Annotated in this window: 29 protein-coding genes; 16 read left to right on the forward strand and 13 right to left on the reverse strand. The window is 31.4% G+C overall.

The window, feature by feature from the left end; all coding sequences use genetic code 11:
* Window position 1 precedes the first annotated feature (1 nt).
* A complete protein-coding gene (locus tag FOC43_RS01515; protein WP_002777416.1) occupies window positions 2-601 on the reverse strand; it encodes a bacteriohemerythrin in 600 nt (199 codons plus the stop codon).
* 134 nt (window positions 602-735) lie between these two features.
* Here FOC43_RS01515 and dccR point away from each other — a divergent pair, with 134 nt between their 5' ends.
* From dccR to FOC43_RS01535, 4 genes are all read left to right on the forward strand, one after another.
* Complete coding sequence (dccR, locus tag FOC43_RS01520; RefSeq protein WP_002790675.1) at window positions 736-1401, forward strand: two-component system response regulator DccR; 666 nt, start codon at window positions 736-738, stop codon at window positions 1399-1401.
* On the forward strand, window positions 1394-2599 hold the full coding sequence (gene dccS, locus FOC43_RS01525; RefSeq protein ID WP_002784367.1) for a two-component system sensor histidine kinase DccS: 1206 nt from the start codon (window positions 1394-1396) through the stop codon (window positions 2597-2599). Before dccR ends, dccS begins: the two co-directional genes overlap by 8 nt.
* 225 nt (window positions 2600-2824) lie before the next feature.
* Window positions 2825-3046: a hypothetical protein gene (locus FOC43_RS01530; protein ID WP_002781237.1), complete on the forward strand. Its 222-nt coding sequence runs from the start codon at window positions 2825-2827 to the stop codon at window positions 3044-3046.
* Entirely contained in the window at window positions 3037-3279 is a 243-nt protein-coding gene (locus FOC43_RS01535; RefSeq protein WP_002777410.1) for a hypothetical protein, read from the forward strand. Before FOC43_RS01530 ends, FOC43_RS01535 begins: the two co-directional genes overlap by 10 nt.
* Before the next feature lie 35 nt (window positions 3280-3314).
* On the opposite strand, the gene groL is transcribed toward FOC43_RS01535, so the two are convergent.
* Both groL and groES read right to left on the reverse strand, forming a co-directional pair.
* Window positions 3315-4952: a chaperonin GroEL gene (gene groL, locus FOC43_RS01540; protein ID WP_002777408.1), complete on the reverse strand. Its 1638-nt coding sequence runs from the start codon at window positions 4950-4952 to the stop codon at window positions 3315-3317.
* A gap of 20 nt (window positions 4953-4972) precedes the next feature.
* Window positions 4973-5233, reverse strand: coding sequence for a co-chaperone GroES (groES, locus tag FOC43_RS01545; RefSeq protein WP_002777403.1), 261 nt, complete (start codon window positions 5231-5233; stop codon window positions 4973-4975).
* Between the two features lie 162 nt (window positions 5234-5395).
* On the opposite strand from groES, the gene FOC43_RS01550 reads away from it, so the two are divergent.
* The 4 genes from FOC43_RS01550 to FOC43_RS01565 are packed head-to-tail and all read left to right on the forward strand — an operon-like array spanning window position 5396 to window position 9412.
* Window positions 5396-7936 carry a translocation/assembly module TamB domain-containing protein gene (locus FOC43_RS01550; RefSeq protein WP_002786496.1) on the forward strand — a complete coding sequence of 847 codons (2541 nt, stop codon included), beginning with the start codon at window positions 5396-5398 and terminating at the stop codon, window positions 7934-7936.
* A 9-nt stretch (window positions 7937-7945) separates the two neighbouring features.
* The gene (gene ribE / locus FOC43_RS01555) at window positions 7946-8557 is read left to right on the forward strand and encodes a riboflavin synthase (protein WP_002777399.1); all 612 of its coding nucleotides are present in this window, start codon (window positions 7946-7948) and stop codon (window positions 8555-8557) included.
* On the forward strand, window positions 8521-9201 hold the full coding sequence (locus tag FOC43_RS01560; protein ID WP_002784370.1) for a polyphenol oxidase family protein: 681 nt from the start codon (window positions 8521-8523) through the stop codon (window positions 9199-9201). Before ribE ends, FOC43_RS01560 begins: the two co-directional genes overlap by 37 nt.
* Before the next feature lie 4 nt (window positions 9202-9205).
* The gene (locus FOC43_RS01565; RefSeq protein ID WP_002784371.1) at window positions 9206-9412 is read left to right on the forward strand and encodes a hypothetical protein; all 207 of its coding nucleotides are present in this window, start codon (window positions 9206-9208) and stop codon (window positions 9410-9412) included.
* Here the strand turns inward: FOC43_RS01565 and pgp5 are convergent.
* A complete protein-coding gene (pgp5, locus tag FOC43_RS01570; RefSeq protein ID WP_002777393.1) occupies window positions 9409-10569 on the reverse strand; it encodes a peptidoglycan metallopeptidase Pgp5 in 1161 nt (386 codons plus the stop codon). The two genes, FOC43_RS01565 and pgp5, sit on opposite strands and share 4 nt — an antisense overlap.
* A gap of 159 nt (window positions 10570-10728) precedes the next feature.
* Here pgp5 and FOC43_RS01575 point away from each other — a divergent pair, with 159 nt between their 5' ends.
* Genes FOC43_RS01575 through FOC43_RS01585 form a run of 3 tightly spaced genes read left to right on the forward strand, consistent with a single transcriptional unit; the run spans window position 10729 to window position 13618 of the window.
* Complete coding sequence (locus tag FOC43_RS01575; protein WP_044278711.1) at window positions 10729-11421, forward strand: plasminogen-binding N-terminal domain-containing protein; 693 nt, start codon at window positions 10729-10731, stop codon at window positions 11419-11421.
* On the forward strand, window positions 11418-12800 hold the full coding sequence (locus FOC43_RS01580) for an FAD-linked oxidase C-terminal domain-containing protein (protein WP_004283792.1): 1383 nt from the start codon (window positions 11418-11420) through the stop codon (window positions 12798-12800). The genes FOC43_RS01575 and FOC43_RS01580 overlap by 4 nt, the downstream gene beginning before the upstream one ends.
* A gap of 11 nt (window positions 12801-12811) precedes the next feature.
* A complete protein-coding gene (locus FOC43_RS01585) occupies window positions 12812-13618 on the forward strand; it encodes a YihY/virulence factor BrkB family protein (protein ID WP_002788121.1) in 807 nt (268 codons plus the stop codon).
* Here FOC43_RS01585 and FOC43_RS01590 read toward each other — a convergent pair.
* From FOC43_RS01590 to FOC43_RS01605, 4 genes are read right to left on the reverse strand one after another with little or no spacing between them, the layout of a single operon-like run.
* A complete protein-coding gene (locus tag FOC43_RS01590; protein WP_002777385.1) occupies window positions 13562-14821 on the reverse strand; it encodes a ComEC/Rec2 family competence protein in 1260 nt (419 codons plus the stop codon). The genes FOC43_RS01585 and FOC43_RS01590 overlap by 57 nt on opposite strands.
* A complete protein-coding gene (locus FOC43_RS01595) occupies window positions 14821-15378 on the reverse strand; it encodes a DedA family protein (protein ID WP_002788123.1) in 558 nt (185 codons plus the stop codon). Before FOC43_RS01595 ends, FOC43_RS01590 begins: the two co-directional genes overlap by 1 nt.
* A 10-nt stretch (window positions 15379-15388) precedes the next feature.
* The gene (gene rny / locus FOC43_RS01600; protein ID WP_002777382.1) at window positions 15389-16942 is read right to left on the reverse strand and encodes a ribonuclease Y; all 1554 of its coding nucleotides are present in this window, start codon (window positions 16940-16942) and stop codon (window positions 15389-15391) included.
* Window positions 16863-17489 carry a 5-formyltetrahydrofolate cyclo-ligase gene (locus FOC43_RS01605; protein WP_002777380.1) on the reverse strand — a complete coding sequence of 209 codons (627 nt, stop codon included), beginning with the start codon at window positions 17487-17489 and terminating at the stop codon, window positions 16863-16865. The genes rny and FOC43_RS01605 overlap by 80 nt, the downstream gene beginning before the upstream one ends.
* Window positions 17490-17569: 80 nt before the next feature.
* On the opposite strand from FOC43_RS01605, the gene FOC43_RS01610 reads away from it, so the two are divergent.
* The gene (locus tag FOC43_RS01610) at window positions 17570-18127 is read left to right on the forward strand and encodes a TlpA family protein disulfide reductase (protein WP_002777379.1); all 558 of its coding nucleotides are present in this window, start codon (window positions 17570-17572) and stop codon (window positions 18125-18127) included.
* Entirely contained in the window at window positions 18127-18993 is an 867-nt protein-coding gene (gene ftsY, locus FOC43_RS01615; protein WP_002777377.1) for a signal recognition particle-docking protein FtsY, read from the forward strand. Before FOC43_RS01610 ends, ftsY begins: the two co-directional genes overlap by 1 nt.
* Here ftsY and FOC43_RS01620 read toward each other — a convergent pair.
* Genes FOC43_RS01620 through FOC43_RS01635 form a run of 4 tightly spaced genes read right to left on the reverse strand, consistent with a single transcriptional unit; the run spans window position 18990 to window position 22039 of the window.
* Window positions 18990-19934 (reverse strand): CobW family GTP-binding protein, encoded by a 945-nt coding sequence (locus FOC43_RS01620; RefSeq protein ID WP_002777375.1) that lies wholly within the window; start codon window positions 19932-19934, stop codon window positions 18990-18992. The genes ftsY and FOC43_RS01620 overlap by 4 nt on opposite strands.
* Window positions 19927-20262 (reverse strand): hypothetical protein, encoded by a 336-nt coding sequence (locus FOC43_RS01625; protein WP_002777373.1) that lies wholly within the window; start codon window positions 20260-20262, stop codon window positions 19927-19929. Before FOC43_RS01625 ends, FOC43_RS01620 begins: the two co-directional genes overlap by 8 nt.
* A gap of 41 nt (window positions 20263-20303) precedes the next feature.
* Window positions 20304-21185: a polysaccharide deacetylase family protein gene (locus FOC43_RS01630; RefSeq protein ID WP_002781290.1), complete on the reverse strand. Its 882-nt coding sequence runs from the start codon at window positions 21183-21185 to the stop codon at window positions 20304-20306.
* 2 nt (window positions 21186-21187) lie between these two features.
* Window positions 21188-22039, reverse strand: a complete 852-nt coding sequence (locus FOC43_RS01635; RefSeq protein WP_002784379.1) for a carbon-nitrogen hydrolase family protein — start codon at window positions 22037-22039, stop codon at window positions 21188-21190.
* Between the two features lie 135 nt (window positions 22040-22174).
* Between FOC43_RS01635 and radA the strand changes: the two genes are divergently transcribed.
* The 3 genes from radA (at window position 22175) to FOC43_RS01650 (ending at window position 24544) form a co-directional block, all read left to right on the forward strand.
* On the forward strand, window positions 22175-23515 hold the full coding sequence (gene radA, locus FOC43_RS01640; protein ID WP_002777369.1) for a DNA repair protein RadA: 1341 nt from the start codon (window positions 22175-22177) through the stop codon (window positions 23513-23515).
* Window positions 23516-23666: 151 nt separating this feature from the next.
* Window positions 23667-24347 carry a F0F1 ATP synthase subunit A gene (locus tag FOC43_RS01645; RefSeq protein WP_002777368.1) on the forward strand — a complete coding sequence of 227 codons (681 nt, stop codon included), beginning with the start codon at window positions 23667-23669 and terminating at the stop codon, window positions 24345-24347.
* Window positions 24344-24544 (forward strand): hypothetical protein, encoded by a 201-nt coding sequence (locus FOC43_RS01650; protein WP_002777366.1) that lies wholly within the window; start codon window positions 24344-24346, stop codon window positions 24542-24544. The genes FOC43_RS01645 and FOC43_RS01650 overlap by 4 nt, the downstream gene beginning before the upstream one ends.
* A 9-nt stretch (window positions 24545-24553) precedes the next feature.
* On the opposite strand, the gene metF is transcribed toward FOC43_RS01650, so the two are convergent.
* Window positions 24554-25402: a methylenetetrahydrofolate reductase [NAD(P)H] gene (gene metF / locus FOC43_RS01655; protein ID WP_002794477.1), complete on the reverse strand. Its 849-nt coding sequence runs from the start codon at window positions 25400-25402 to the stop codon at window positions 24554-24556.
* Between the last annotated feature and the right edge of the window lie 2 nt (window positions 25403-25404).

Raw genomic sequence — 25404 nt, forward strand, 5'->3', positions numbered from 1 at the left:
TCTAGGAATGTTTTTGAAAAAATGTAATTGCTTGCTTACAGATTTTGCAAGTGAATTTGTGCCCTTGTAATTCAATTTTTTGATGGATACCATAAGGGACATCATGTACTTTACCTGGGCAATTGCATTTATAAAGATAAAATTGCGGCTTGTCATCATCACTATCATCTGCTGCTTCAAAGCTGACATCTTTACCTTCATCTGTTGCTAAAGAAGAGCTTCTCCATTTTTCTACCTTCATGTCTTCATAGAGTATGTGCTCTAAAAGCCATTTTTTCGCTATGATGTAAAGTTTTTCCTTAAGATCATTTGTAGATTTGATATCTTTAATAAGATTAATCATAGTTTGTATGATTTCTTTATGAATTTTTTTATGTTCTTCAAATGCTGGATAAGCAATGAGTTGCATATATTTTTCTTCATCATTAAAATGATCTTTCATGTAATTGAAAAATTCAGCCAAAAGCTCTTTTACTTCATTTTTGCTTACCGATCTATCAGAAACAATTTCAACCTTTGCTGCAAGCTCAAAAAGTTTTTTATGCTGATCATCAATTTTGGCATTGTGCACACTAAAACTGCTATCCCATTTTGGAAGCATTTTGACTCCTTGAAAAATTTATTTGCATTAAAGATTATAACATAAAAATAAGTTAAATATAAATTAATTTGTATTAAACCATTTTTTCAATATTTTTTGATACAATTTCAAGAAATATCAAAGAAAGGTGTCTTGTGGCAGCTAGAATTCTGCTTTTAGAAGATGATTTAAGTTTAAGTGAGATTATAGAAGAATTTTTAATCGATGAGGGTTATGAAGTTTATTTATGCACCAATGCTAAAGAAGCTTTAGAACTTGCTTATGAAAAACATTTTGATTTGTGGATACTAGATGTTAAGGTTCCTTTGGGTGATGGATTTTCTTTATTAAAAGAATTAAGAGCTTGTGGAAAACAAACTCCAGCTATTTTTATGACTTCTTTAAATACGACAGAAGATTTGAAAGAGGGTTATAATGCAGGTTGTGATGATTATATACGCAAGCCTTTTGAGCTTGCAGAACTTTCAATTCGTATTCAAGTTTTGTTAAAGAGAGCTTTTTCTCATAAAAATGAAGATTATGAAGATTTGGGGAATGGGTTTAAATTCAGCTTTACCTCACAAATTCTTTATCATTTTGATAAGGCTTTAACTCTACCCAGTAAAGAGATCAAGCTATTATCTTTGCTTTTAAAAAATAAAAATAATTTTTTAAGTACAGAAAGAATCTTTGAAGAGCTTTGGGAGTATGATGAAGAACCTAGCGAGCTTAGTTTAAGAGCGTATATTAAAAATTTACGCAAAATATTAGGAAAAGAAAAAATTATCAATCAAAGGGGTAGAGGATATTGCTATGGCTAAAAAAGTCATTAGGCAAATTTTATTGATTTATTTAACTACTACGGGTATTTTTTTAGCAATCTTTTTTACCTTATGGTATCAAAAATTATATGAAGAATTAGTGGTTGTAAAAGGTACTTCTTTAAGAGAAAATCATAGAAATATCATTATAAATATCCTAAATTCTCGTTTTGTTCCTATGAATGAAAGTGCTAGCAATATTGCTCAAAGTACTGGACTTAAATTTGCTATTTTTGATAAAAAACAAGCTATTTTTGATAATTTGGATTTTGATTTTAGAAAAGCAAAGGTTGAACTTAAGGGCAGGGGAATTTACGATGGAAAAGTATTTTTTCTTGATCGTATGAATACAGATAATTATTTTTTAAAACATACAAATGAAGATAATGCAAATACTGAAAGTAGATTGAAAATTTTAATTCAAGGTGAGGATGTTAAAAAGGATCTTATTTGGATTAGAATAAAGGTTTTTTCTTTTGCTATTATGGCTTTTTGCATATTGGGTTTGATAGCTTATATTTTAGTAAAAATTGCCCTAAAGCCACTAGAGGATAAGATTATCACTCTTAATCGGTTTATCAAAGATTCAACCCATGAGCTTAACACCCCTTTAAGTGTGATTTTGATGAGTATAGAACAACTTGAAAATCAAAAACTAGAGCATAATACCAAATTCACAAGGATAAAATTAGCTGCAAAAAGTTTATCTCAAGTGTATTCAGATCTTGTTTTTTATAATTTTCCCAATACCTTAGAGCTTAACAAACAAGAACTTGACCTAAAAGCATTGATTGAAGAAAGGCTAGAATATTTTAAAATATTTTTTGAGCAAAAGAAAATCAGTCTAAAGCTTAATTTACATCAAGCAAGTATTTTCGCTTCTAAAAACCAAATTTCTAAACTCATAGATAATCTTTTAAGTAATGCAATCAAATACAACAAAAAAGGTGGGGAAATTTCGATAGAGTTAAAAACAGGTTTTTTAAGTATCGCAGACACAGGTTGTGGAATTTCAAAATCAAATCTTAAGCATATTTTTGATAGATATGCGAGATTTAATACCGATCAAGGAGGTTTTGGCATAGGGCTTTCTTTGGTGAAAAAGATTTGCGATGATAATGATATTAAAATCATTTGCGAATCTGTAGAAAATCAAGGGAGTGTTTTTGAGTTAAGCTGGAGTGCAAAGAAGATTTGAAAAAGGACAATAAAATTTTTGCATCCACTTGCTTGAAACTCTCTATAAACATTTTCTCATTTTATAATAGTTATTATCAATAAAAATTTATTTTTCTATAAAAATAAGTTTATTAAAAAAGCTTTATTATAGATATTTAATCTTATAAAATAAAATAAATTTTTGATAATTAATATTAAATTTATTAAATATAAAGTAGAATTTCACAAATTACAAAGGAGAGAAATGAACCATGAAAAAAGTTTGATTTATCTCATAGCTTTATGTTTGTCTTATACAGCTATGCAAGCTGTTTGTAAATATGCCGAAGAACAAAGAGAAGATAGGGCTGTGCCTATTGCTGCTTTAATAAGGCTTGGTATGGGTTATGGCATTTCGTATGCTAATGCACCAGGTGTTGGAGAGCAAACATACATAGGAAGACCACCTTTTGGGGGATGTCATTGACACACAATGATTTAAGCAATCTTTGTATCTTAATTTCACTTTTATTTTTAGAGTATATTTTGATAAATGCGAAGACTTTTAGGCAAATGACTCGCTTTGCAAATTTTTATGGCGTGATTATGGTATTGTCTTTTATCGTATCTTGGCAGATTTTTAATGCGTATTTTAATTTTCTTGTTTTTTTGATTTTATTTTTTGTATCTTATAAAATTTGGCAGTTTAAAAAGAAATAATCAGCAAGGAATTTGCTGATTATTCGTAGTAGGGCTTACATCATTCCGCCCATGCCACCCATTCCGCCCATGCCACTCATATCAGGCATTGCAGGTTTATCTTCTTTGATCTCGCTGATTGTTGCTTCTGTGGTTAAAAGCATACTAGCTACAGAAACTGCATTAAGTAAAGCTACTCTTTCTACTTTAACTGGATCGATAATTCCACTTTCAAGCATATTTACATATTCGCCTTTTGCAGCATCAAAACCTGTATTTTCATCCTTAGCATTTTCAACGCTGTTTACAACTACACCTGCATCAAATCCTGCATTTTCAGCGATTTGTCTTAAAGGTGCTCTTAAAGCTCTTTCAACTATAGCCGCGCCGATAGCTTCATCACCTTTTAAATCAAGATTGATTTTAGCTTTAGCTTTGATTAAAGCTGCGCCACCGCCTATTACTATACCTTCTTCAACTGCTGCTTTAGTTGCACTTAAAGCATCATCAACGCGATCTTTTTTCTCTTTCATTTCAGTTTCAGTTGCCGCACCTACTTTGATAACTGCAACACCACCGCTTAATTTAGCAAGTCTTTCTTGTAATTTTTCTCTATCATAATCAGAGCTTGTTTCAGCTATTTGAGCCTTGATTTGATTTACTCTTGCATCAATATTTGCTTTTTCGCCTGCGCCATTTACGATGGTTGTGTTATCTTTATCGATGATTACGCTTGAAGCTTGTCCAAGATCTTGTATTGTAGCGCTTTCAAGAGTTCTTCCAAGCTCTTCAGAGATCACTTCACCACCTGTTAAAATCGCTATATCTTCAAGCATAGCTTTTCTTCTATCTCCAAAACCTGGAGCTTTTACAGCAGAGATATTTAATACGCCGCGTAGTTTGTTTACAACTAAAGTTGCAAGTGCTTCACCTTCGATATCTTCAGCGATGATTAAAAGTGGTTTCCCTGTTTTTTGAATTTGTTCTAAAACCGGTAACAAATCTTTTAAATTTGCAATTTTTTTATCAAAAAGCAAGATATAAGGATTTGAAAGTTCTACCGTCATTTTTTCTGCATTGGTTATAAAATAAGGGCTTAAATAACCTCTGTCAAATTGCATACCTTCAACTACATTTAATTCATCATTGATTGATTTTGCCTCTTCAACAGTGATAACACCATCTTTGCCTACTTTTTCCATAGCATCAGCAATTAAATTTCCGATTTTTTCATCAGAGTTGGCTGAAATTGTAGCAACTTGTGCAATTTCTTTTTTATCTTTTACTTCGCGAGAAAGTTTTTTAAGTTCTGCTACTATAGCTTCGCAAGCCTTATCCATACCGCGTTTTACTTCGATAGGATTTGCACCTGCTGTGATATTTCTTAAACCTTCTTTGAAAATTGCATGAGCTAAAACCGTTGCAGTAGTTGTTCCATCGCCTGCTTGATCAGCTGTTTTACTCGCTACTTCTCTTACGAGTGAAGCACCCATATTTTCAAGACTATCTTTAAGCTCTACTTCTTTAGCAACACTTACGCCATCTTTAGTAATGCTTGGAGCACCAAAGCTTTTTTGGATTAAAACATTGCGTCCTCTTGGTCCCATAGTAACTTTTACTGCATCATTTAATTTTTTAACACCTTCATAAAGTTTGTTTCTTGCTTCATCTGAAAAAATAATTTCTTTTGCCATTTTTTATCCTTTTTTATAAATTATTTTAAAATTCCTAAAATATCATCTAAATTTAAAACTAAATATTCGCTATTATCAATTTTGATTTCTGTTCCGCCATATTTAGCAAATACGATTTTATCACCATTTGCAATATCAGTGATTTCTTTACTTACTGCTACTACTTCACCCATTAAAGGCTTTTCTTTAGCATTATCTGGTATAATTATACCTGAAGCTGTTGTTTTGGTTTCTTCTACGCGTTTTACTAAAACACGCTTTCCTAAAGGTTGAAAATTCATTTTGTCCATCCTTAAAAATATTGATTTTTAGCACTCTTTAATTTTGAGTGATAATATCATACTATAAAAAATGAATTTTGTCAATACTTTGAGTAAAAATATTTATAAAACTTTAGTTAATTAGACTAAAGTTAATTAATAAAAAAAACTAAAGGATTTAAAGTGAAGAAAATATTTTATGGAGTAGCGGCTTTTATTGTGGTGCTTTTAATCGCACTTTATACCTTGCTTTTTACTAGCCTTGGTAATAATATAGTCGCAAATTTTATTCAAGATAAAATCAAGCAAAGTACAGGTCTTGATGCCAATATTACTCAGTTTGTTTTGTGTTTTTCAAGTCTTGATATTGAGGCAAATTTAGCCAATATGGCCGATTTAAAACTAGAAGGAAATTTAAGTCTATTTAAACTTGGCTTTGATCTTGATTATATTATCAGTTTGGATAAAAATTATGCTAAAAATTTAGGTTTAAATTTAAATCAAAATTTGGCTTTTTTGGGAAAGATTAATGGTAAATCGAGCGATTTTATGATCGATGGCAAGGGGTATTTGTTTGGCTCTAATGTGCTTTTAGATGCAAGAGTTTATAATTATTCTCCTATTGCTTTAAATTTAAGCGCTAACGATCTTCAAATTTCTGAATTGCTAGCACTTTTTGGACGAGGAAATTTAGCCAAAGGAACTATAGATATAGCAAGTAAAATTTCTGCTAAAGATTTAAAACCTGATGGAAATGCTATCATTAAACTTGATAATACTTATATAAATTATGCAGAAATTAAAAAAGAATTCAATATAGATTTACCTGAAAATTCCAATCTTAAAGCTGAAATTTTAGCAAATATTAAAGATGATACAGTCTATACAGTGAGTAAAATTTATAATAGTTATTTAACTTTACAAACTCAAAAAACCCTTTATAATCTTATTCAAAATACCCTAAATACGGATTTTGATCTATCAGTCCCTAATCTTGCAAAACTTGAAAAGCTTACAAAAACAAAGCTAAATGGATCTTTAGGAGTAAAGGGTGATGCGAGTGTAGCTAATAATGCTTTAACTGGTTTAAATGCTAATGTTATAGGGCTTGGCGGAGAAGTGAAGGCAAATTTAAAAAACAATCAATTAAATCTTAATGCAAGCAATGCTAGCTTGGAAAAAATACTAGCTCTTATAGGCTATGGTGGTATTGTTTCTGGAAATTTAAATGCAAATCTTGTAAGCGAGGGATTGGATTTTGCAAATTTCAATGCAGATGTAAAAATCAATAATGCAAAATTAAATAGTGCTGAAATTAAAAAAATAGCCAAGCTCGATCTTCCAAATACAAATTTTAGTCTTGATGCCAAAGCTAAAGCTAAAAATGGCAATATATCTTATAATGCGCTTTTAGCGTCTAATTTGCTCAATATTAAAAAACTTGATGGAACTTACAATCTTAAAAATGCAGAATTAAACACAGACTTAAATGCTTTTATTGATGATTTATCTCAATTTAATGCCATAGCAGGACAAAAGTTACAAGGCAAGGCAGAACTTAACGCAAAAGCACATATTATAGGCGCTCAAATTCAGAATTTAAATGCTAATGCAAATATAGCAGGTGGATTAATCAAGGCAAATTCTAATGGAAAAAAATTAGACTTAGATATAAACAAGCTTGATCTTTCCAAGGTTTTTACTATTGTAGGTATGCCAAATTATGCAAGCGGGATAGTTAATGCTAGTGCGCGTTTAGATGATATAAATTTTAACAATCTTAATGGCAAGATAAATGCAGAAGCTAAAGGTATTTTAAATGCTGTAGTTTTAAGTCAGATAATGGATAAAAAATTTCCAAGCAATACAAATTATGATTTAAATATCAAAGCAGATTTAAAAAATAATATCGCTGATTTTGAGGGTGTTTTAAATTCTTCTTTGGCTAATCTTAGTAATTTTAAAGGAAAATTTGACATTAACAAAATGGTGTTAAATTCGGATTATGTTTTAGATATTGCTGATTTTTCAAAGCTAGGTTTTTTACTCGATAGAAAACTCAAAGGAAAGGCGAGTTTTAATGGAAAAATTGGTTTTGATAAAACTTTAAATTTTACTGCATTGAGTAAAAATTTATTTGAAGGAAAACTTGATAGTACTTTGAAAAATAATATTTTAAATGCAAAGTTAGAGGGAGTGGATTTAAGTACTTTGGCAAGTGGACTTGATTTTATAGATATATATCAAGGCAAGGCAAATTTAGATGCTAAGTATAATCTTATAAGCGAGCAAGGAGAGGTTAATGCAGATATGAAAGAGGGTAAGCTTAAACCTAATGCTATCACTGCAGCTCTTAAGCTTATTACTTTAAAAGATATCACTACTGATGTTTTTCATACTGCCAATGCTAAAGCGCTTATTAACAAAGAAAACATCAAGCTTGATTTAAATATGCAAGCGGATCGTTCTTATGTCCTTGTTTCTTCAGGTATGCTGAATTCTAAAAGCGGAAGCTTGAATTTGCCTTTTGATATCAAGATAGATAGAGCCAATTTTAAAGGCAATATAACAGGAACAACACAAAAGCCCCAAGTTAAACTTGAAGCGGGTAGTGTAGTAAATTCCATTAAAAATATTGTAGGCGATAAAGCCCAAGATGGAGTTCAAAAAGCAGGAGAAAAAGTAGATGAGGGTATCAATAAATTATTGAATAAAATTTTTTAAGGTTAAGTGATGTTTAATGGACTTATAAGAGAGATTGCTAAGGTTAAATCTTATCAAAATAATGTTTTGAATTTAAAGGCAAATTATCGCCCTAATTTGGGCGATAGTGTAGCTGTTAATGGAGCTTGTTTGAGCGTGACTAAACTTCATAGCGATGGTTTTGAACTCGAACTTTCACACGAGAGTCGCAAGCACATAGCAGTACAAAATTTAAAAGATAAGGTGCATATAGAACCTGCTTTAAGGTATGGAGATAGGATAGATGGACATTTGATGCAAGGACATATTGATTTTATTGGTAGGCTTGAAAAGATTGAAAAAGATGAAAATGGGGTTGATTTTTATATAGCTTTGCCTAAAGAAGCGATGAAATTTATGGCAAGAAAAGGCAGTATAGGTATAGATGGGGTTAGCCTTACGATCAATGAAATTATAGAAAATGGCGTTAGATTAACCATTATACCTATTACTTTTAAGGAAACACTTTTTAAAGAATATGAAATAGGCCGAGAAATCAATATAGAAAGCGATTTGCTTGCTCGTTATATTTATGCACAAATGCAAGATAAGGATAAGGGACTATCATGGGAAGAAGTGGAGAGAATTGCTTATCTTTACTAAAGAATCAAAAAGTCAGTGTTTTTTGCGCTTATGATAAAGACTATAATATCTTTAGAGCCAAAGTTCATAAAGAAAATTTATTTTCTCATTTGGGTTTTAAGGATATTGAAAAATGTGTTTTTATGGATCAAATTCACTCCAATAAAGTTGAAATTTATGATGAGAATTTAAAAAATCTAAGTTGCGATGGCTTGATAAGTATAGAAAAAAATACCGCACTTTGTGTTTTAAGTGCTGATTGTTTGCCTTTGATTTTATGGCATGAAAGTGGCATTATAGCGGCACTTCATTCAGGAAGAAAAGGGAGTTTTGAAAATATTTTAAAAGAGTGTGTGGATAAAATTTATACAAAAAATCCTAATTTAGACATGCAGAAATTTCATCTTTTTATCTTGCCTAGTATTTGTGCTAAAAACTATGAAATAGATGGAGAAATTTTAGAATTTGCAAGAGTAGAATTTAAAGATTTTTTAGATGAAAGAAAACTTGATTTAAAAGCTTTGGTAAAATTTCAGGCTCAAAATTTAGGTATTAAAAATATTATCGACAGTAATATTTGTAGTTTTGATGATAAGACATTTTACTCTTATCGTCGCGATAAGACTTTAAAACGCTTTGTGAGTGTTGTTTATCTAAAGGGTTGATTTGATGTATGAAAAAAAAGATTTAAGAGTATTAAAAATTATTCAAAAAGCTAGAGAGTTTGGGGATGGGGATTTGCTTAATGAAGCTTTAGTAAATCAGCTTGTTAATGCTGAATTTAAAGAGATAGAAAGCAAAGAAAGAGAAGGGCTTATAGCTCTTCTTAATTCCTTGATAGAAGCTAAAGATAAGGCTTTGCTTAGCAATCCTTAAAATTCTATATAATTTTCAAAATCTTCTTCTTTAGGAGGATTTGGCTTATTAGCAGCTAAGGCTTCGTTTATAATTCCTTCATATTTTACTATAGTGCTTTTAAATTCTTCTTTGGCTTTTCCGCTTAGCTCTGATTTAGCGATTTTAACTACTGAAGCAGGATTGATGGCTTTATTGTTTAGATAAACACCAAAATGTAAATGTGGGCCTGTACTCATGCCTGTTGAACCTACATAACCAATGAGTTGACCTTGATTTACTTTTTGGCCCTTCTTAATTTTTGCAAAACGACTTAAATGAGCATATAAAGTCATATAGCCTGAATCATGCTTTACTTGTATGACATTTCCATATCCTCCTTTAGTGCCTACAAAAGTGATTGTCCCTTTGCCTGCACTTTTTACAGGTGTTCCAGTAGGCGCTGCATAGTCTATACCAAGGTGTGCACGATAGCGTTTGAGTATAGGATGATATCTTGCAGTACTAAAAGTTGATGATATTCTTGTATAATTTACAGGTTTGGTTAATAAAAAAGCTTCCACTTCTTTTCCATCGCGATTGTAAAAAATATCATTAAAAGCGAATACTTCTTGTGCATTTTTGTTAATTTCTACTACAGCCATTTTTATAGCAATATCCCCCCAAAGTTTTCCCATGCGTCTTTTTTGCTCATAATAAAGAGTAACCTTATCGCCTTTTTGGATATTGCGAAAGTTAACACTTCCTCGAAAGGAGCGCACCATAGCACGAGCTAGAGTACTGCTACCACTTTCTTCATAAACATCTTGATAGGCTGAACTTTTGATTGTTAAATGTAAAATTCTATCTTCTTTTTGATAAGAAATAGGAGAAAAGGCAAGGGTGTATTGATTGTTTTTATCTTTATAAATATGAATTTGTAAATCATCACTGATAGGGATTAAAACTTGTTCTATATTATTATTTTCATCTTTTAAAACTTGATATTTTACTTTATAAGCTATATCAGAGGCAAGTTCTTGATCTTCTCTATCAAGCCCATAATAAAGCGATATAGGGATAGAATTTCTTTGCAAGAATTTAAGCAAAGTATCGCCATTATCCCAAGTAAGTTCTTCAACGCTAAGTGCGGCAAAACTTTGAATAACAAATGCAAATAGGAGTAAGAGTTTTTTCATATAAAGACCTTATTTTTTCGAGGATTTTTAAATTTTTAAAAGCTATATTTTACTTTATAATTCTTACAATTGCTTAACAAAAAAGGATTATAATACATTAAATTGATTTTTTAAGGAGTTAGTTTGCTTAAATTTCTAGCATTTATTTTAAGCTTAAGTATGAGTCTTTTTGCAATAGATTTAAATTTAAAGCCTGTAAAAATGGAACTTTTAAAGGTTGAAGATATTTATGGTTATGTTGAAGATAGTCCTGATATAAAATTAAATTCAAGCGGTGTTGTTATACAGCGTTTTCAAACTTCAAAAAGCATTATAGCAAGAGCTAGTGTTATAGCTAAAGAAAAGGGTTTGGCAAAATTAAAATTCAGTGTTTTTGCTGATCTTGAGCAAGATGCCTTGCCTTTGCCAAATGTTGTACCACAAAAGGGTAATGAGGTGGTTTTAAATTTTCTTTATGATAGAGGTTTAGTGATTGCTCCAGATGAACAAACTTATAATGAGCTTGTATTTAGCTTTCCAGAAATTTATTTTACTCATATTGATATGCTAGGAGCACAACTCATCCGCTCTTCATCTCTTGCTCCAAAGCGTAGTGATTTTAGAAAATTTTGTGCCGATAATGCTGTGGGAATTTTGATTTTTGCTTTAGAGGATAAGGCAAAGATAGTTGATTGTCAAGATTTTAGTGAGCTTTATGAATTAACCATATCTAAACCAAGCAGTATACAAGTTCCTTTTTATTCTCGTATAGGTGGTTATAAAAGTAATTTTTTTGATTTTAATTCCCAAGAAGTGGGTAATTATTATAGATATTATGATGCTTTAATTAATATTCCTAAGGTAAGCCAATGAAAAAAGAATTTGAACAATATTTTATAAAACTTCTAGGTAGTGAAAATGCTTATTTTGATGATATTCATAAGCGTGCTTATAGTTATGATGCTACAAAAAAGCATTATTTGCCCGATGGGGTGCTGTTTCCAAGAAACGAGGAGGATATTTCTAAAATATTAAAATTTTGTAATGAAAATAATATCATTATCATTCCTCGTGGGGCGGGTTCGGGTTTTACAGGAGGAGCTTTGGCTGTTAATGGAGGTTTGATTTTAAGCTTTGAAAAACATATGAATAAAATTCTAGAAATCGATCTTGAAAATTTAGTCGCAGTAGTGCAACCAGGTGTGATTAATATACATTTACAAAGAGAAGTGGCTAAGCATGGACTTTTTTATCCGCCCGATCCTGCTAGCATGGAGTATTCTAGCTTAGGAGGCAATGTAAGTGAAAATGCTGGAGGTATGAGAGCTGCAAAGTATGGCATTACTAAAGATTATGTTATGGCTTTAAGGGCTGTGTTGCCTAATGGGGAAATCATTCGTGCGGGTAAACGCACCATCAAAGATGTTGCAGGATATAATCTCGCAGGTATTTTAATCGCGAGTGAGGGTTCTTTAGCGGTTTTAAGTGAGCTTACCTTAAAGCTTATTGTCTTGCCTAAATTCAAGAAAACAGCTTTTGGAATTTTTCCAAGTGTAAAAAGCGCTATGAATGCAGTTTATAAGAGTCTTGCAAGTGGGGTTAATCCTGTATCTATGGAATTTTTAGATAATCTTAGCATTAGAGCAGTAGAAAGTAAATTTAACAAAGGTTTGCCTGTGGATGCGGGAGCTATTTTGATTGCTGATGTAGATGGCAATGTAAAAGAAGCTATTGATGAAGATTTGAAAATTTTAGGAGAGCATTTTTTAGACGCAGGAGCAAGTCAGTTTAAAATAGCCAAAGATGAGCAAGAAGCAGCAGATATTTGGTTTGCTAGAAGAAATTGTTCTCAAAGTATAGCTATGTATGGGACTTTAAAATTAAATGAAGATATTACTGTCCCAAGGTCAAAACTTCCTGCTTTACTTGAAGGTATAGATGAAATTTCTAAAAAATATGGTTTTAAAATTCCTTGTTTTGGTCATACTGGTGATGGAAATGTGCATACTAATATTATGGTTCCTGATAAAAATGATGAAGAACAAGTAAAAAAAGGCTATGAAGCAGTAGAAGAGGTATTTAAGCTTACTGTGGAGCTTGGAGGAACTTTAAGTGGAGAGCATGGAATAGGACTTTCTAAGGCTCCTTTTATGAAATTAGCTTTTTCTGATGCCGAAATGAATTTAATGAGAAATATTAAAAAAGCTTTTGACCCAAATAATATTCTCAATCCTTTTAAAATGGGGCTTTAAAAAGGAAAAGATTGAAGAGAATTTTTGCTATTTTATCCAATTTGCGAGATAAAGAAATTTTAAATTATGCCGCAGCGCTTAGTTTTTATACTATTTTATCTTTGATACCAATTTTGTTTGTGTGTTTTTCTGTTTTTACGCAAATTTCAAGTTTTAAGGCTTATTATGAAAAAGCCAAGCAAATCATTTTTGCTTTTTTAATACCTGCACAGCAAGATATAGTTGCTGCTTATCTTGACACATTTTTAAATAATAGTGTAAATTTGGGTATAGTGGGTCTTATAGCGATGACCTTTACTTCTTTGGCTTTTTTTTCAGGCTATGATTTTGTAATCAATCGCATTACAAAAAGTGAGCCAAAAGGACTTTGGCAAAGTATTAGTTCTTACTGGACGCTTTTAACCCTTGTCCCACTAGGCTTAGGACTTAGTTTTTATATATCGGGTTTGATTCAGAAAGCTTTGGATGATTATAAAATAGGTTTTAATTTTTTTGAAATTTTGCCTTTTGTGATCATTTGGGGTTTGTTTTTTATATCTTATTCAAGTTCTATTCAAAAAGGAACTCTTAAAAGCTTGATATTCGTTTCTTTTGCGGCGGGAGCTATTTGGTATATAGGAAAGAATTTGTTTGTGTATTATATAGTTTATAACAAAACTTATGCTAGTGTTTATGGTTCTTTTTCTACTATACTTTTTTTCTTTATTTGGATTTATATTTCTTGGATTGTTTATCTTTTTGGGATTAAAATTTATTATTTTTTAAATCATAATCATGATAAAGGGGATAAAATTCGCAAAAATACAAAAAAGAGCTAAAATTTTATAACGCATAGCTATGAAAGAAAGTATGAGATAGGATATTAAAGCCCAAGTTGGTATTTTAATATTTAAAGCATAAAATTTAAGATTAAAAAAGTCAATCAATACAGGATCTAAAAGATTTCCATGTGCTATAAAATGCAAACATAAAACCAAAGGATAAAAGACTATAAAAATTCCACTCAAAATAATGGCTAGGAATTGCTGATAGCTGATAAGAGGAAAGAAATAAAGCACAGGAGTAATCATACAAAAAAATGTCCATATATTCACTAAGATGATATTTAAGAAATTGTTAAATAATTTTGAAAAATGGTGCAAATATAAAAAAATATAAAAAACTCCTAGGCAAGAAAAGAAAAATCCTATACTCAATAAAAGCCTAGGATAAAGGACTATACAAAGATATATACTTATAAAAAGGGTAAAAAAGCTTAGAATTTTGATATTTTTACAAAGCAGATAAAAACCCCAAAGAGCCATGATTAAAGAACGAACATAAGAAGGCACAAAGCCTATAAGATAAGCATAAGCAAAAAGCAAGATAAAAATAAAAATGCTTAAATCAAAGCGTAAGCTTCTATAGGGAAAATATCTTTTTTGAAAAAAACTATACAAGGGTGCGAGTATAAAAAATACCAAAGTAAAAAGTAAACCTATATGATAACCACTGATTGCTATTAAATGAGCAACACCATAATGATTAACATCGTTTCTAAGTTCTGAGGAGATGGGTAGGGCAAAAAATAAAGCTCCGTAAAATTCTTGTATTTTTTCATTTGTATGTTGGTTTAAAAAATAAGAAATGAGAGTATTGTTTTTAAGATATCCTAATACTTCAAAACCATAGCTAGGAGCATAAAAGCTTTTTCCAAGATAATCCTTAAAGGAAATATTATTTGTGATTATTTTTAAATTCAAAAGCTGATTTTTGCTTAAATTTAAATCCTTAAAGCTTGTAGTATAAAGGATAAAATCCTTTGTTTTAAGTTTTAAAACCCAGTATTTTTTATTGTTTTTATTATGTTTTGGATAATACTGTAAAAGCAAGGCATTTTCTACTAGATAATGTTTCTTTTCTTTAAGGTTTAAAAAATGATTATATTCTAAAAATATATTAAAAACAAAAACAATAAAGCCAAATAAAAATAAATAACGGAATTCTTTAAGGTTTAGATATAAAGAATTCCAAAAAGACATTATTTTTTAGAAAATTTAGTCAAATAAAACCAAATAATTCCAACCAATACGATTAAAAATAAAGGTGCAATATAAGGATAAGAGCTTAACTTATTAAAAATTGCTTCTATGGCAAAACCAAATGCATAAGCGCTATATCCTAAAAGCACTGCCCAAAGTAAACTAGCAAAAGTATTGATGATGAAAAAATTAATAAATTTATATTTTGCTATGCCTGCAGCTATGGGGATAAAAGTTTTTAAGCCATAGACAAATTTTTGAGTTATAAGCAAAACGACTCCATGTTGTTTGGTTTTCATCATAGCAAGGGCAAGTTTTCGGCGATGATTTTTAAAATAAGGCATAATATCTTTTTTATAGTATTTTCCAAGTATAAAAAGCAAGGTAGAACCCAAAGTATTAGCCACAAAAGCTATGCTTATACATAAAGCCAAATCCATTTTTCCTTGAGAGCTTAAAACTCCAGCGGCTAAAATTCCTACCATTCCACCACCTAAAGAATAGAAAAATAAAACTATATAGCCGTATTTTAGTAAGGTATCTATCATATCTTGCATATTAGCTCTCTTATTTGGCGTATTCTATGGCTCTTAGTTCGCGTATGACATTTACCTTGATTTCTCCAGGGTATTGCATTTTTTCTTGAATTTCAGCAGCTATTTCTTTGGCTAAAAGCACGCTTTCATCATCATTTACAAGTTTTGCATTTGCAATGACACGAATTTCTCTTCCCGCATTAATCGCATAAGCATTTTTAATACCTTCTTTGCTTTTAGCAATCTCTTCAAGCTCGCTTACTCTTCTTAAGAAAGCTTCTAAGACTTCGCGTCTAGCACCCGGTCTTGCAGCGCTGAGCGTATCGGCTGCGCAAACGGCTGCTGATTCTATGCTTGTAGCTTCTTCATGTCCATGGTGAGCATAAATAGCATTAATAACCACAGGATGTTCTTTATAGCGTTTGCAAAGTTCTGCTCCTAAGTCTACATGAGAGCCTTCAAAATCATGCGTTAAAGCTTTGCCTATGTCGTGTAAAATTCCTGCGCGTCGTGCTAAATTTTCATCCCCTCCACACTCAGCAGCGATGATTCCTGCTAAATGAGCTACTTCTAAAGAATGTGCTAAAGCATTTTGTCCATAGCTTGCGCGGTATTTAAGCTTTCCTATAAGTTTGGTGATTTCTGGATGGACCTTAGAAAGCCCTAAGTCCATCAGTATAGTTTCACCTTCTTCTAAAATAGCATTATCAAATTCTTTGCATACTTTTTCGTGAATTTCTTCTATGCGAGCAGGCTGAATTCTTCCATCTTCTACTAAAAGTTCAATCACCTTAGTTGCAATAGCACGGCGATAAAGATTAAAGCAACTTACTATGATGGCTCCAGGTGTATCATCGATGATGATATCTACTCCTAAAACCATTTCTAAGGTTTTAACATTGCGTCCTTCTTTGCCTATGATACGCCCTTTTAACTCATCGTTTTTGATGTTGACAACATTAATAAGTCTTTCAGCAGCAAATTCTCCTGCAAAACGAGAGGTTGCTTGTGCTATGATGTAATTTGCCTTTCTTTTAGCCTCATTTCTAGCCTCTTCTTCATATCTCCTAACGATATGAGCAATTTCATTGCGTGAGTTTTCTTCTACTTTTTCAAGAATGATATTTTTTGCTTCATCTTGAGTGAGCCCTGCTGAATGTTCTAAAATATTTAAAACATCATTGAGTTTTGTTTGGTATTGTTTTTTAAGCTTGTCAGCATCTGATTGTAAATCAAGCATTTGTTTTTTAGAGCGTAATAATTCTTCTTGATTTTCTTTTAAGCTTTCTTCTTGAAGTTGAAGTTTTTGCTCTTTTTTGGATAATTCATCAAATTTTTGATTGAATTCTTTTTGAATTTTGTGAGTTTTATCCTCGTATTTTTTTTTCACTTCAAGTTCGGCATTAAGGATTGAATTTTTGGCATCTTTTAAAATCAGTTCAGCTTCGTATTCTATAGCTTTTGCTTTCGCTTTTGCTTGCTCAACAAAAATTTCATATTTAGCATCATTGATTTTTTTTGCAACTAAATATCCTATTCCAAGACCGACTATAGCGGTTATAAGTGCGATAAGTGATTCTATCATATTTGTTGTCTTTCTTGTAGTATTTTTTATAAGGGTTGATATAAAATTCACCCGCAATATCATGCTCTTGGGTTAATTTTTTTTCACTTATAGCATTGATACTTTGAGCAAAAATTACAAGAGGTTTATAGTTTAAATTTTCAAAAAATCTATCATAAAAACCTTGCCCATGTCCTATTCTTTTTAATTCTCTATCTACTCCTATCACGGGTATGATAGCTATATCAATTTTAGTTTTCAAAAAGGAGTCCATGGGTTCTAATACCCCAAACCTTTTTTTAATAAAAGGCAATCTTAATTTTACAATTTTTAAACTTTTATCTTGCATAAATGGGACAAAAAGTTTATGATTTTTACTAAAAATATGTCTAAATTTGAGTAAATTTGGCTCATATCCTAAAGGAATGAAAATTAGAATATTTTTCGCTTTTGTTTTTTTAATCAAGTTAAAACATTCCTTAAACACTATGAAATCTTGCTTGAATTTAAGTTTTTTGTGTTGCGCGAGACGGTTTTTTTGCAAAGTCCTAAAAGATGTTTTTTGCATCGTGTGCCTTTTTAAAAATTATTATCTTAACTATGATATAATTTTAACATTTTTTACAAAGATACAAGGAAAATAATAGAATGAAAATTAAAAAAGTATTTACACTAGCTATACTCTTGAGTTTTTTTGTTGCTTGTAGCAATGATAAAGAAAAAGATCAAAGTGATATGAATGCAAGCGTTCAATCAAGCTTAAGTCAAAGTGAGAACTTGAGATTTAATCTCAATTTAATAGACGGAAATTCAATTTTTATAAAAAAAGATAATGAAAATTTAAATTTTGCTGATGGAGATAAAGCAACTTTGTTTGTGTTTTTTACTACTTGGTGTTCCCCTTGTATTGCAGAGATTCCGCATCTTAATAAGCTTCAAGAAAAATATGAAGAGCAGTTTAATATAGTGGGTGTTTTACTTGAAGATAAGAGTGATGAGGAGCTTAGAGCTTTTGCTCAAAAAAATCAGATTTTATATAAAATAGCCAATGGTGAAAATAATTATCTTTTAGCTAAAATTTTAGGCGGAGTTAATGGAATTCCTACTATGTTTTTATATGATAAAAACTCTCAGCTTATAAATCAATACTTAGGATTGATTCCAGAAGAAATGTTAGAAATTGATATACAAAAGGCGATACTTTAATGTTTGATTTTTTTAAAAAAGGACTTGCAAAAACCCTTGAAAGTATAGTGGGTGTTAAAGGTGAAAATAAAAAAATTACCAAAGATTTACTAGAGGAAATTTTACTTGAAGCAGATGTGGCGTATGAGATCGTAGAAGAAATCATTTATTATTTACCACCCAGTGATGAGGTTAAAAAAGAAGATTTAAAGCGTGTGATGGGTTCTTATTTTCTTTACGAAAATAAAGAATTCTTAGATGAAAAGCCTTTTGTGGAGCTTATTTTAGGGGTAAATGGCGCGGGTAAAACCACGAGTATAGCTAAGCTTGCTAATTTATACAAAAGCCAAGGTCAAAAAGTGATTTTAGGCGCTTGTGATACTTTTAGGGCAGGGGCGATAGAGCAGCTAAGACTTTGGTCTGAAAAAGTAGGGGTAGATATAGTTTTAACCCAACAAGGTCATGATCCTTCGGCGGTTGCTTTTGATACTATTAGCAAGGCTAGAGCTAAGGGTTTTGATAAGGTTATCATCGATACAGCGGGTCGTTTGCAAAATCAAAAAAATTTAGCCAATGAGCTAGAGAAAATCGTTAGAATTTCGGCTAAAGCTATGCCTCATGCCCCGCATAGAAAAATTTTAGTACTTGATGGCACTCAAGGCAATGCCGGCATTTTACAAGCTAAAGCTTTTAATGAACTTGTTCAGCTTGATGGAGTTATTATTACTAAACTTGATGGCACAGCAAAGGGTGGAGCGCTTTTTAGTATAGCGCGTGAATTAGAACTTCCTATTTTGTATATAGGGGTGGGTGAAAAAATGCAAGATTTGATAGAATTTAATGCACAAAATTTCTTAGACACACTTTTAGAGGGTGTTTTTGATTAATTTAATTGTTCAAGCCTTAAAAAATTTTCTAAAGATTCCTTAATCTTATCTAGCTTTAAATTTTTCGCTATAAATACCAATTGCGAAGGATGATTAAGGCTTGAAATTTTAGTATGCGTAGGATGATAAATCAGATGTCCTACTCCATTAATGTTGGTTAGATAAGATTCCTCTGTATTGATAAGTCCTTTTACTCTTAGAATTTTTGATCCGTGTTCATGTAAAAGCATGCTAAGCCAAATGCTAAAAATATTCCAATTTATAGCCTTGTCAAAAATAAGAGTTATAGAACTTATGTCATCTTTATGGCTTTTTATTTCTATATTTTTAATTTCTCTTTGAATTTTATGATGGCTAGAAAGCATATCGAAATTAAAATTTTCTTTGCTTATGATTTGTATATTAGGATATAAAGTGTTTATCTTTTCTTCTAAGCTTTGGGTATGGGGATTAAGATCTTTTTTTGTGAGTATTAAAAAATCAGAGCTTAATATTTGATTGCAAGCTTCTTCATTTTGTAAGTGATTAAGCCCTTCAAAAGCGTCAATACAAGTGATAATATTGGCTAATTCAAAATGGTTGGCTAAAAACACATCACTTTGAAAAGTAAAGATAATAGGTGCAGGATTTGCTAAGCCTGAGGTTTCTAGTATGACTCTTTGAGGTTTTTTACCTTTGTTTTCAAAATTGTCAAGCAATTCTTTAAATTTCTTTTGCAAATCTTCTCTTTTATTGCAGCAAGCACAACCTGCATTTAAAAATAAAGTTTGCTCCTCGATAAAATCTGTTTGTACGAGTTTATGATCTAAAGAAACTTCCCCTAGTTCGTTGATTACAAGAGCGATATCGTTAAGAGCTTGATTGGTTAATATTTCTTTTAAAAAGGTTGTTTTTCCACTTCCTAAAAAACCGGTAACAACATGAACGGGAATTTTAGCCATGCTTAGCTCTTAAAAAATGAAGTAGATTTTCATCTAATACATCAAATGATTTTTTTTCAAGCTCGCTAGCCTTAATCCACAAATCGCCCAAATCATTAACGATAATATCACGCCCTTTTTTATTGCTTAGTATGTATTTTGAATTTTGCCATTCTTTAAGTTTTAATCCATAAAATTCTAAAATTTCATTTAAAATTTTGACTTTTTTAAGTCTTATCCTTAATCTTTCTTTTTGTTCTTCACCTACGCTAAGTTCGTGTTTTTCTTCTTTAAAATTTAATTCACTCCAATGTAAAGTACTTATCATTTCGCCACATAAAATACACATTTTTATCCTTTTGAATTCACAAGGCTAAAAGCCTTGCAAATTTATTTTTTTCTTGGAAAGCGTTTTGAAAAATCATCCGCCATATCGTTTAAATTTACCCATTTTACACCTTCGTGTTTATTGATATGTTCAATAATTCTTTCATGCATGAGTAAAACTTGAGGTCTAGCGCTTACATCAGGATGTATAGTCATAGGAAAAATAGCATAATCCATTTCTCTATAAACCCAATCAAACTGATCTATCCACATTTGGCCTATATCTCTTGGAGAGACAAAACCAAAGCTATTTGGAGATTTTTTTATAAACATCATAGGAGGAAGATCGTCTAAATACCAATTTGCAGGAATTTCAATCAAATCTGTTTCTTGTCCGCGTACCAAAGGCTTCATCCATTCTTTGGCATCTTTACTATAATCAATTTTAGTCCATTTGTCTCCAACACGCACATAATAAGGTGTGAAGTCATTATGCATTAAAGAATGGTCGTATTTGATGCCGTGTTTAAGCAAGAGCTCATTGGTGATATTTGAAAATTCCCACCAAGGTGCCACATATCCACTTGGTTTTTTTCCGCTGATTTTTTCTATAAGTTCTATACTTTTAAGTAAAACATCTTCTTCTTGTTTAGCACTCATTGCAATAGGATTTTCATGTGAATATCCATGGGCACCTATTTCATGTCCTGCATCCACTATCATTTTCATTTGTTCAGGAAAGGTTTCTATGGAATGTCCTGGAGCAAACCAAGTTGCAGGAATATTATATTTTTTAAAGAGTTTTAAAAGCCTAGGGATACCCACTTCACCCGCAAAAAGACCTCTTGAAATATCATCAGGAGAATCCTCACCTCCATAGCTTCCTAGCCATCCTGCTACCGCATCAATATCCACGCCATAAGCAACTAGAATTTCTTTTGCCATTTTTACTCCTTTGTATTAAGATGGATGTTTGTTAATATTTCTTGATTTAATTTGAGATTTAAATCCTTAAGATAAGGTAAATTTTTTCTTTGAATTTGAACTTCTTCAAGATCAAGTTCAGCTATGATAAAACCTTCTTCTTCTAAGATCTCTTTTATAATTTCTCCTTTAGGATTGATAATTTTTGATTTTCCAGCAAAGGTTAAAGTTTCATTATTTATCTTAGAAATTTCACTTCCAGATCGGTTAGCAGCCAAGACAAAAACACCATTTTCTAAGGCTCTAGATCTACTTGCTAGATCCCAAACATAAGTTCTTGCTTTTCCAAAAGCTGAAGGAAAGCAAATGATTTCAGCTCCTTGAAGCGCTAAAAATCTAGATCCTTCGCTAAAGCCTATTTCATAACAAATTTGCAAACCTAATTTGAGTTTAAAATTTTCAAATTCTAGTTCAAAAATAGGATATTTATCTCCTCTTGCAAATCTTTCTTTTTCATTACCCCAAAGATAAATTTTTCTATAAACACCTAAAAGACCTTTGTGACTAATGATGTAAGCACTATCATAAAGTTGGGTATCTTTTTCTATAGAACATGCTACGATATAAGCTTGATAGTTTTTAGCTAATTTTTGTAATGCATCAAGATTAGGATGTGCTTGATGTAAATTTAAGCTAAATTTTTCATCTTGATCTTCCACACAATAAGCACTATCGTAAAGTTCAGGCAAAACTATCAGTCTAGCACCTTGCTCTAATGCAAGATGGGCAAGCTTTAAGGCTTTATCGAGATTGTTTTGAACCTCGTAAGATTTTGGAGCAAATTGGATTAGGGCGACTTTTAGTAATTTTTGCATACTCTAGCCTTTTTTATTTTATTTGTATTATAATCATATAAAACTTAATTTTATTTGACTTTTTGTTAAATTTTAATTTAATTTTTGTTATAATGTGAAAAATTATTGCAATAAATATTCTTTAAAGAAAGTATCATGGCTAAAAATAAAATTCTTTTTGAATGCCAAGCTTGCGGAAATCAGCAAAGCAAATGGCTTGGAAAATGTCCTGAGTGTGGTTCTTGGGATAGTTTTATAGAATTAAAATCTGAACAAATTAAAGTTTTAAAAGAAATCGCACAAGCAAGTACAAAAGCAAGCGAGGCTATCTGTATAGAAGATGTGGAGCTCGAGCATTTTTCAAGGTGTAGCACTGATGATGATGAGCTGGATTTGGTTTTAGGTGGAGGGCTTGTTGAGGGTTCTTTGGTGCTTATAGGTGGTAGCCCTGGGGTTGGCAAATCTACACTTTTACTAAAGATTGCTTCTAATTTGGCTAAAAAAAATAAAAAAGTTCTTTATGTAAGCGGAGAAGAAAGTAAGGCGCAAATCAAATTAAGAGCCGATCGTCTTGAGGCTAATACTCCTAATTTATTTTTACTTACAGAGCTTTGTCTTGAAAATATTTTAGAAGAATTGCATAAGAAAAATTATGAAATTCTTATCATCGACTCCATACAAACCTTATATTCAAACAAAATTGCTTCAGCAGCTGGAAGTATCACTCAAGTGCGCGAGATCACTTTTGAACTTATGCGAGTAAGCAAAACTTACAATATCAGCACTTTTATAATAGGACATATCACCAAAGAAGGAGCCATAGCAGGCCCTAGGGTTTTAGAGCATATGGTCGATGTGGTGCTTTATTTTGAAGGGGATGCAACTAAAGAAATCAGGCTTTTAAGGGGTTTTAAAAATCGCTTTGGTGGCACAAGCGAGGTGGGAATTTTTGAAATGACTCCTAAGGGTTTAATTAGTGCAAAAGATTTAGCCAATCGTTTTTTTACGCGAGGTAAAGCTACTTCAGGCAGTGCTTTAGGTGTTGTAATGGAGGGTTCTCGTGCTTTGGTTTTAGAGGTGCAAGCTCTAGTGTGCGAGAGTTCTTATCCTAAACGCAGTGCCACAGGCTATGAAAAAAATCGTCTTGATATGCTTTTGGCTTTACTTGAAAGAAAATTAGAAATTCCTCTTGGTCATTATGATGTTTTTGTAAATATTAGCGGTGGAGTAAGGGTAAATGAAACTGCGGCTGATTTGGCTGTGGTTGCGGCTATTATTTCTAGTTTTAAAAATCGCCCTTTGAGTAAGGATTGTGTTTTTATAGGGGAGTTGAGTTTAAATGGAGAAATAAGAGAAGTTTTTAGTCTTGATACCCGTTTAAAAGAAGCTAAAATGCAAAAATTTAAAAATGCTATTATTCCATCTAAACCTTTAGAAGATGTAGGGCTTAAATGCTTTGTAGCCAAAGAGCTTGCCCAAGTTTTAGAATGGATGTGATATTGCTATAAAGCCTTATATTTTTTGTTTTAACATCAACAAATTTAGAGCTATTTTTTTATTAAATTAGGAGTAAATATTTTGTTGGTTTTCATTAAAATATAAGCAAGATGATAATATAATTAGAGTTTAAAAAAATAGCGAGGAAATTATGAAAGATTTATTTTTATTCAGTTCTTTACTTGACTCAAGTCATACTTTTTCTTATTTTTTTCATTTAGGTTTGGTAGCTTTGATTGCTGTCATTTGTGCTTCAATGGCTACTCGTTCTATGCAACTTGTTCCACGCGGTATGCAAAATTTAGGTGAAGCGTTTTTAGAGGGTGTTTTGTCAATGGGACGCGACACTATGGGAGATGAAAAAGGTGCGAGAAAATATCTTCCTCTTGTAGCAACCTTGGGAATTATAGTTTTCTTTAGTAATATCATCGGTATTATACCAGGCTTTCATGCTCCAACAGCAAGTTTAAATTTAACACTTTCTTTGGCTATTATTGTATTTGTTTATTATCATTTTGAAGGAATTCGTACTCAAGGTTTTATAAAATATTTTGCTCATTTTATGGGTCCTATTAAATTCCTTGCTCCTTTGATGTTTCCTATCGAAGTAGTATCTCACCTTTCTCGCGTTGTTTCTTTATCTTTTCGTCTTTTTGGAAATATCAAGGGTGATGATTTATTCTTAATGGTAATTTTGGCTCTTGTGCCTTATATTGCACCGCTTCCTGCATATGTTCTTTTAACTTTTATGGCATTTTTACAAGCATTCATTTTTATGATTTTGACTTATGTTTATCTAGCAGGTGCAACGATAGTTGAGGAAGGTCATTGATTTATATCTTAGAATTCTTCAAAGGTGCGTCCTTAGCTTTAATGCTTTTTGGCGCACTTTTTTTCTTTTTTAAATTTCATTCTTTTTTATATTTTTTCTTAGGACTTCTTCCGGGTTTGCTTTTATCTTTAGTTTTTGTTTGTCTTATAGAAAATTATGAATTAAAACTTAAAATCAATCAAGATAAAAGCAAGTAAGTTTTATTTTTAAGCGTGAAGTTCTTCTTTTAATAAATATTTTACGGCTTCATAAATTTTTATAGCTGCTTTGGATTTATTCATGGTATAAAGATGAATTCCATCCACCCCGCTAGTAATCAAATCTACAATTTGATCTATGGCATAAGCAATTCCAGCATCTTCTAAGGCTAAAGTATTGTTTTCGTATTTTTCTAAAATTTTGGCAAATTTAGGTGGAATTTTAGCTCCGCAAAGCTGTGAAATTTTTAATACTTGTCTTTTGTTTGTAATAGGCATAATGCCTGCATAAATAGGAATATTAATACCCGCTAAAGCACAATTTTGCTTAAAAGTGTAAAAATCTTCATTATCGTAGAAAAGTTGAGTGATGAGTTTGTCTGTGCCTGCATCAACTTTATTTTTAAGATGGTGTATATCTTCTATAAAATTTCGAGATTCGTTGTGTTTTTCAGGATAACAAGCCGCATAAATTTCAATTTCTCCTTGCTTTCGGATAAAAGAGATCAAATCACTTGCATAAGAAAAATCTTTACTTTTTTCCAAATCATTACATACATCCCCTCTTAAAGCAAGAATTTTATCAAGTTGTCTTTCTTTGCATTCTTGAAGTATGCTTATAATTTTTTCCTTACTAGAATGAATGCAAGGTAGGTGCACTATGCTAGGAATTTTATATTCTTCTTGAATTAAGCTTGCTGTTTCTAGGGTATTTTTTGAATTTATAGAGCCGCCAGCACCAAAAGTTACACTGATGAAGTTAGGACTTAATTGTCCTAAATCATCTAAAATTGCATTAAGATTCTTAATGTTTTCATCTCTTCTTGGTGGAAAAATTTCAAAAGAAAAGCTACACATAA

The organism is Campylobacter coli (assembly GCF_009730395.1).
Classification (GTDB): Bacteria; Campylobacterota; Campylobacteria; order Campylobacterales; family Campylobacteraceae; genus Campylobacter_D; species Campylobacter_D coli.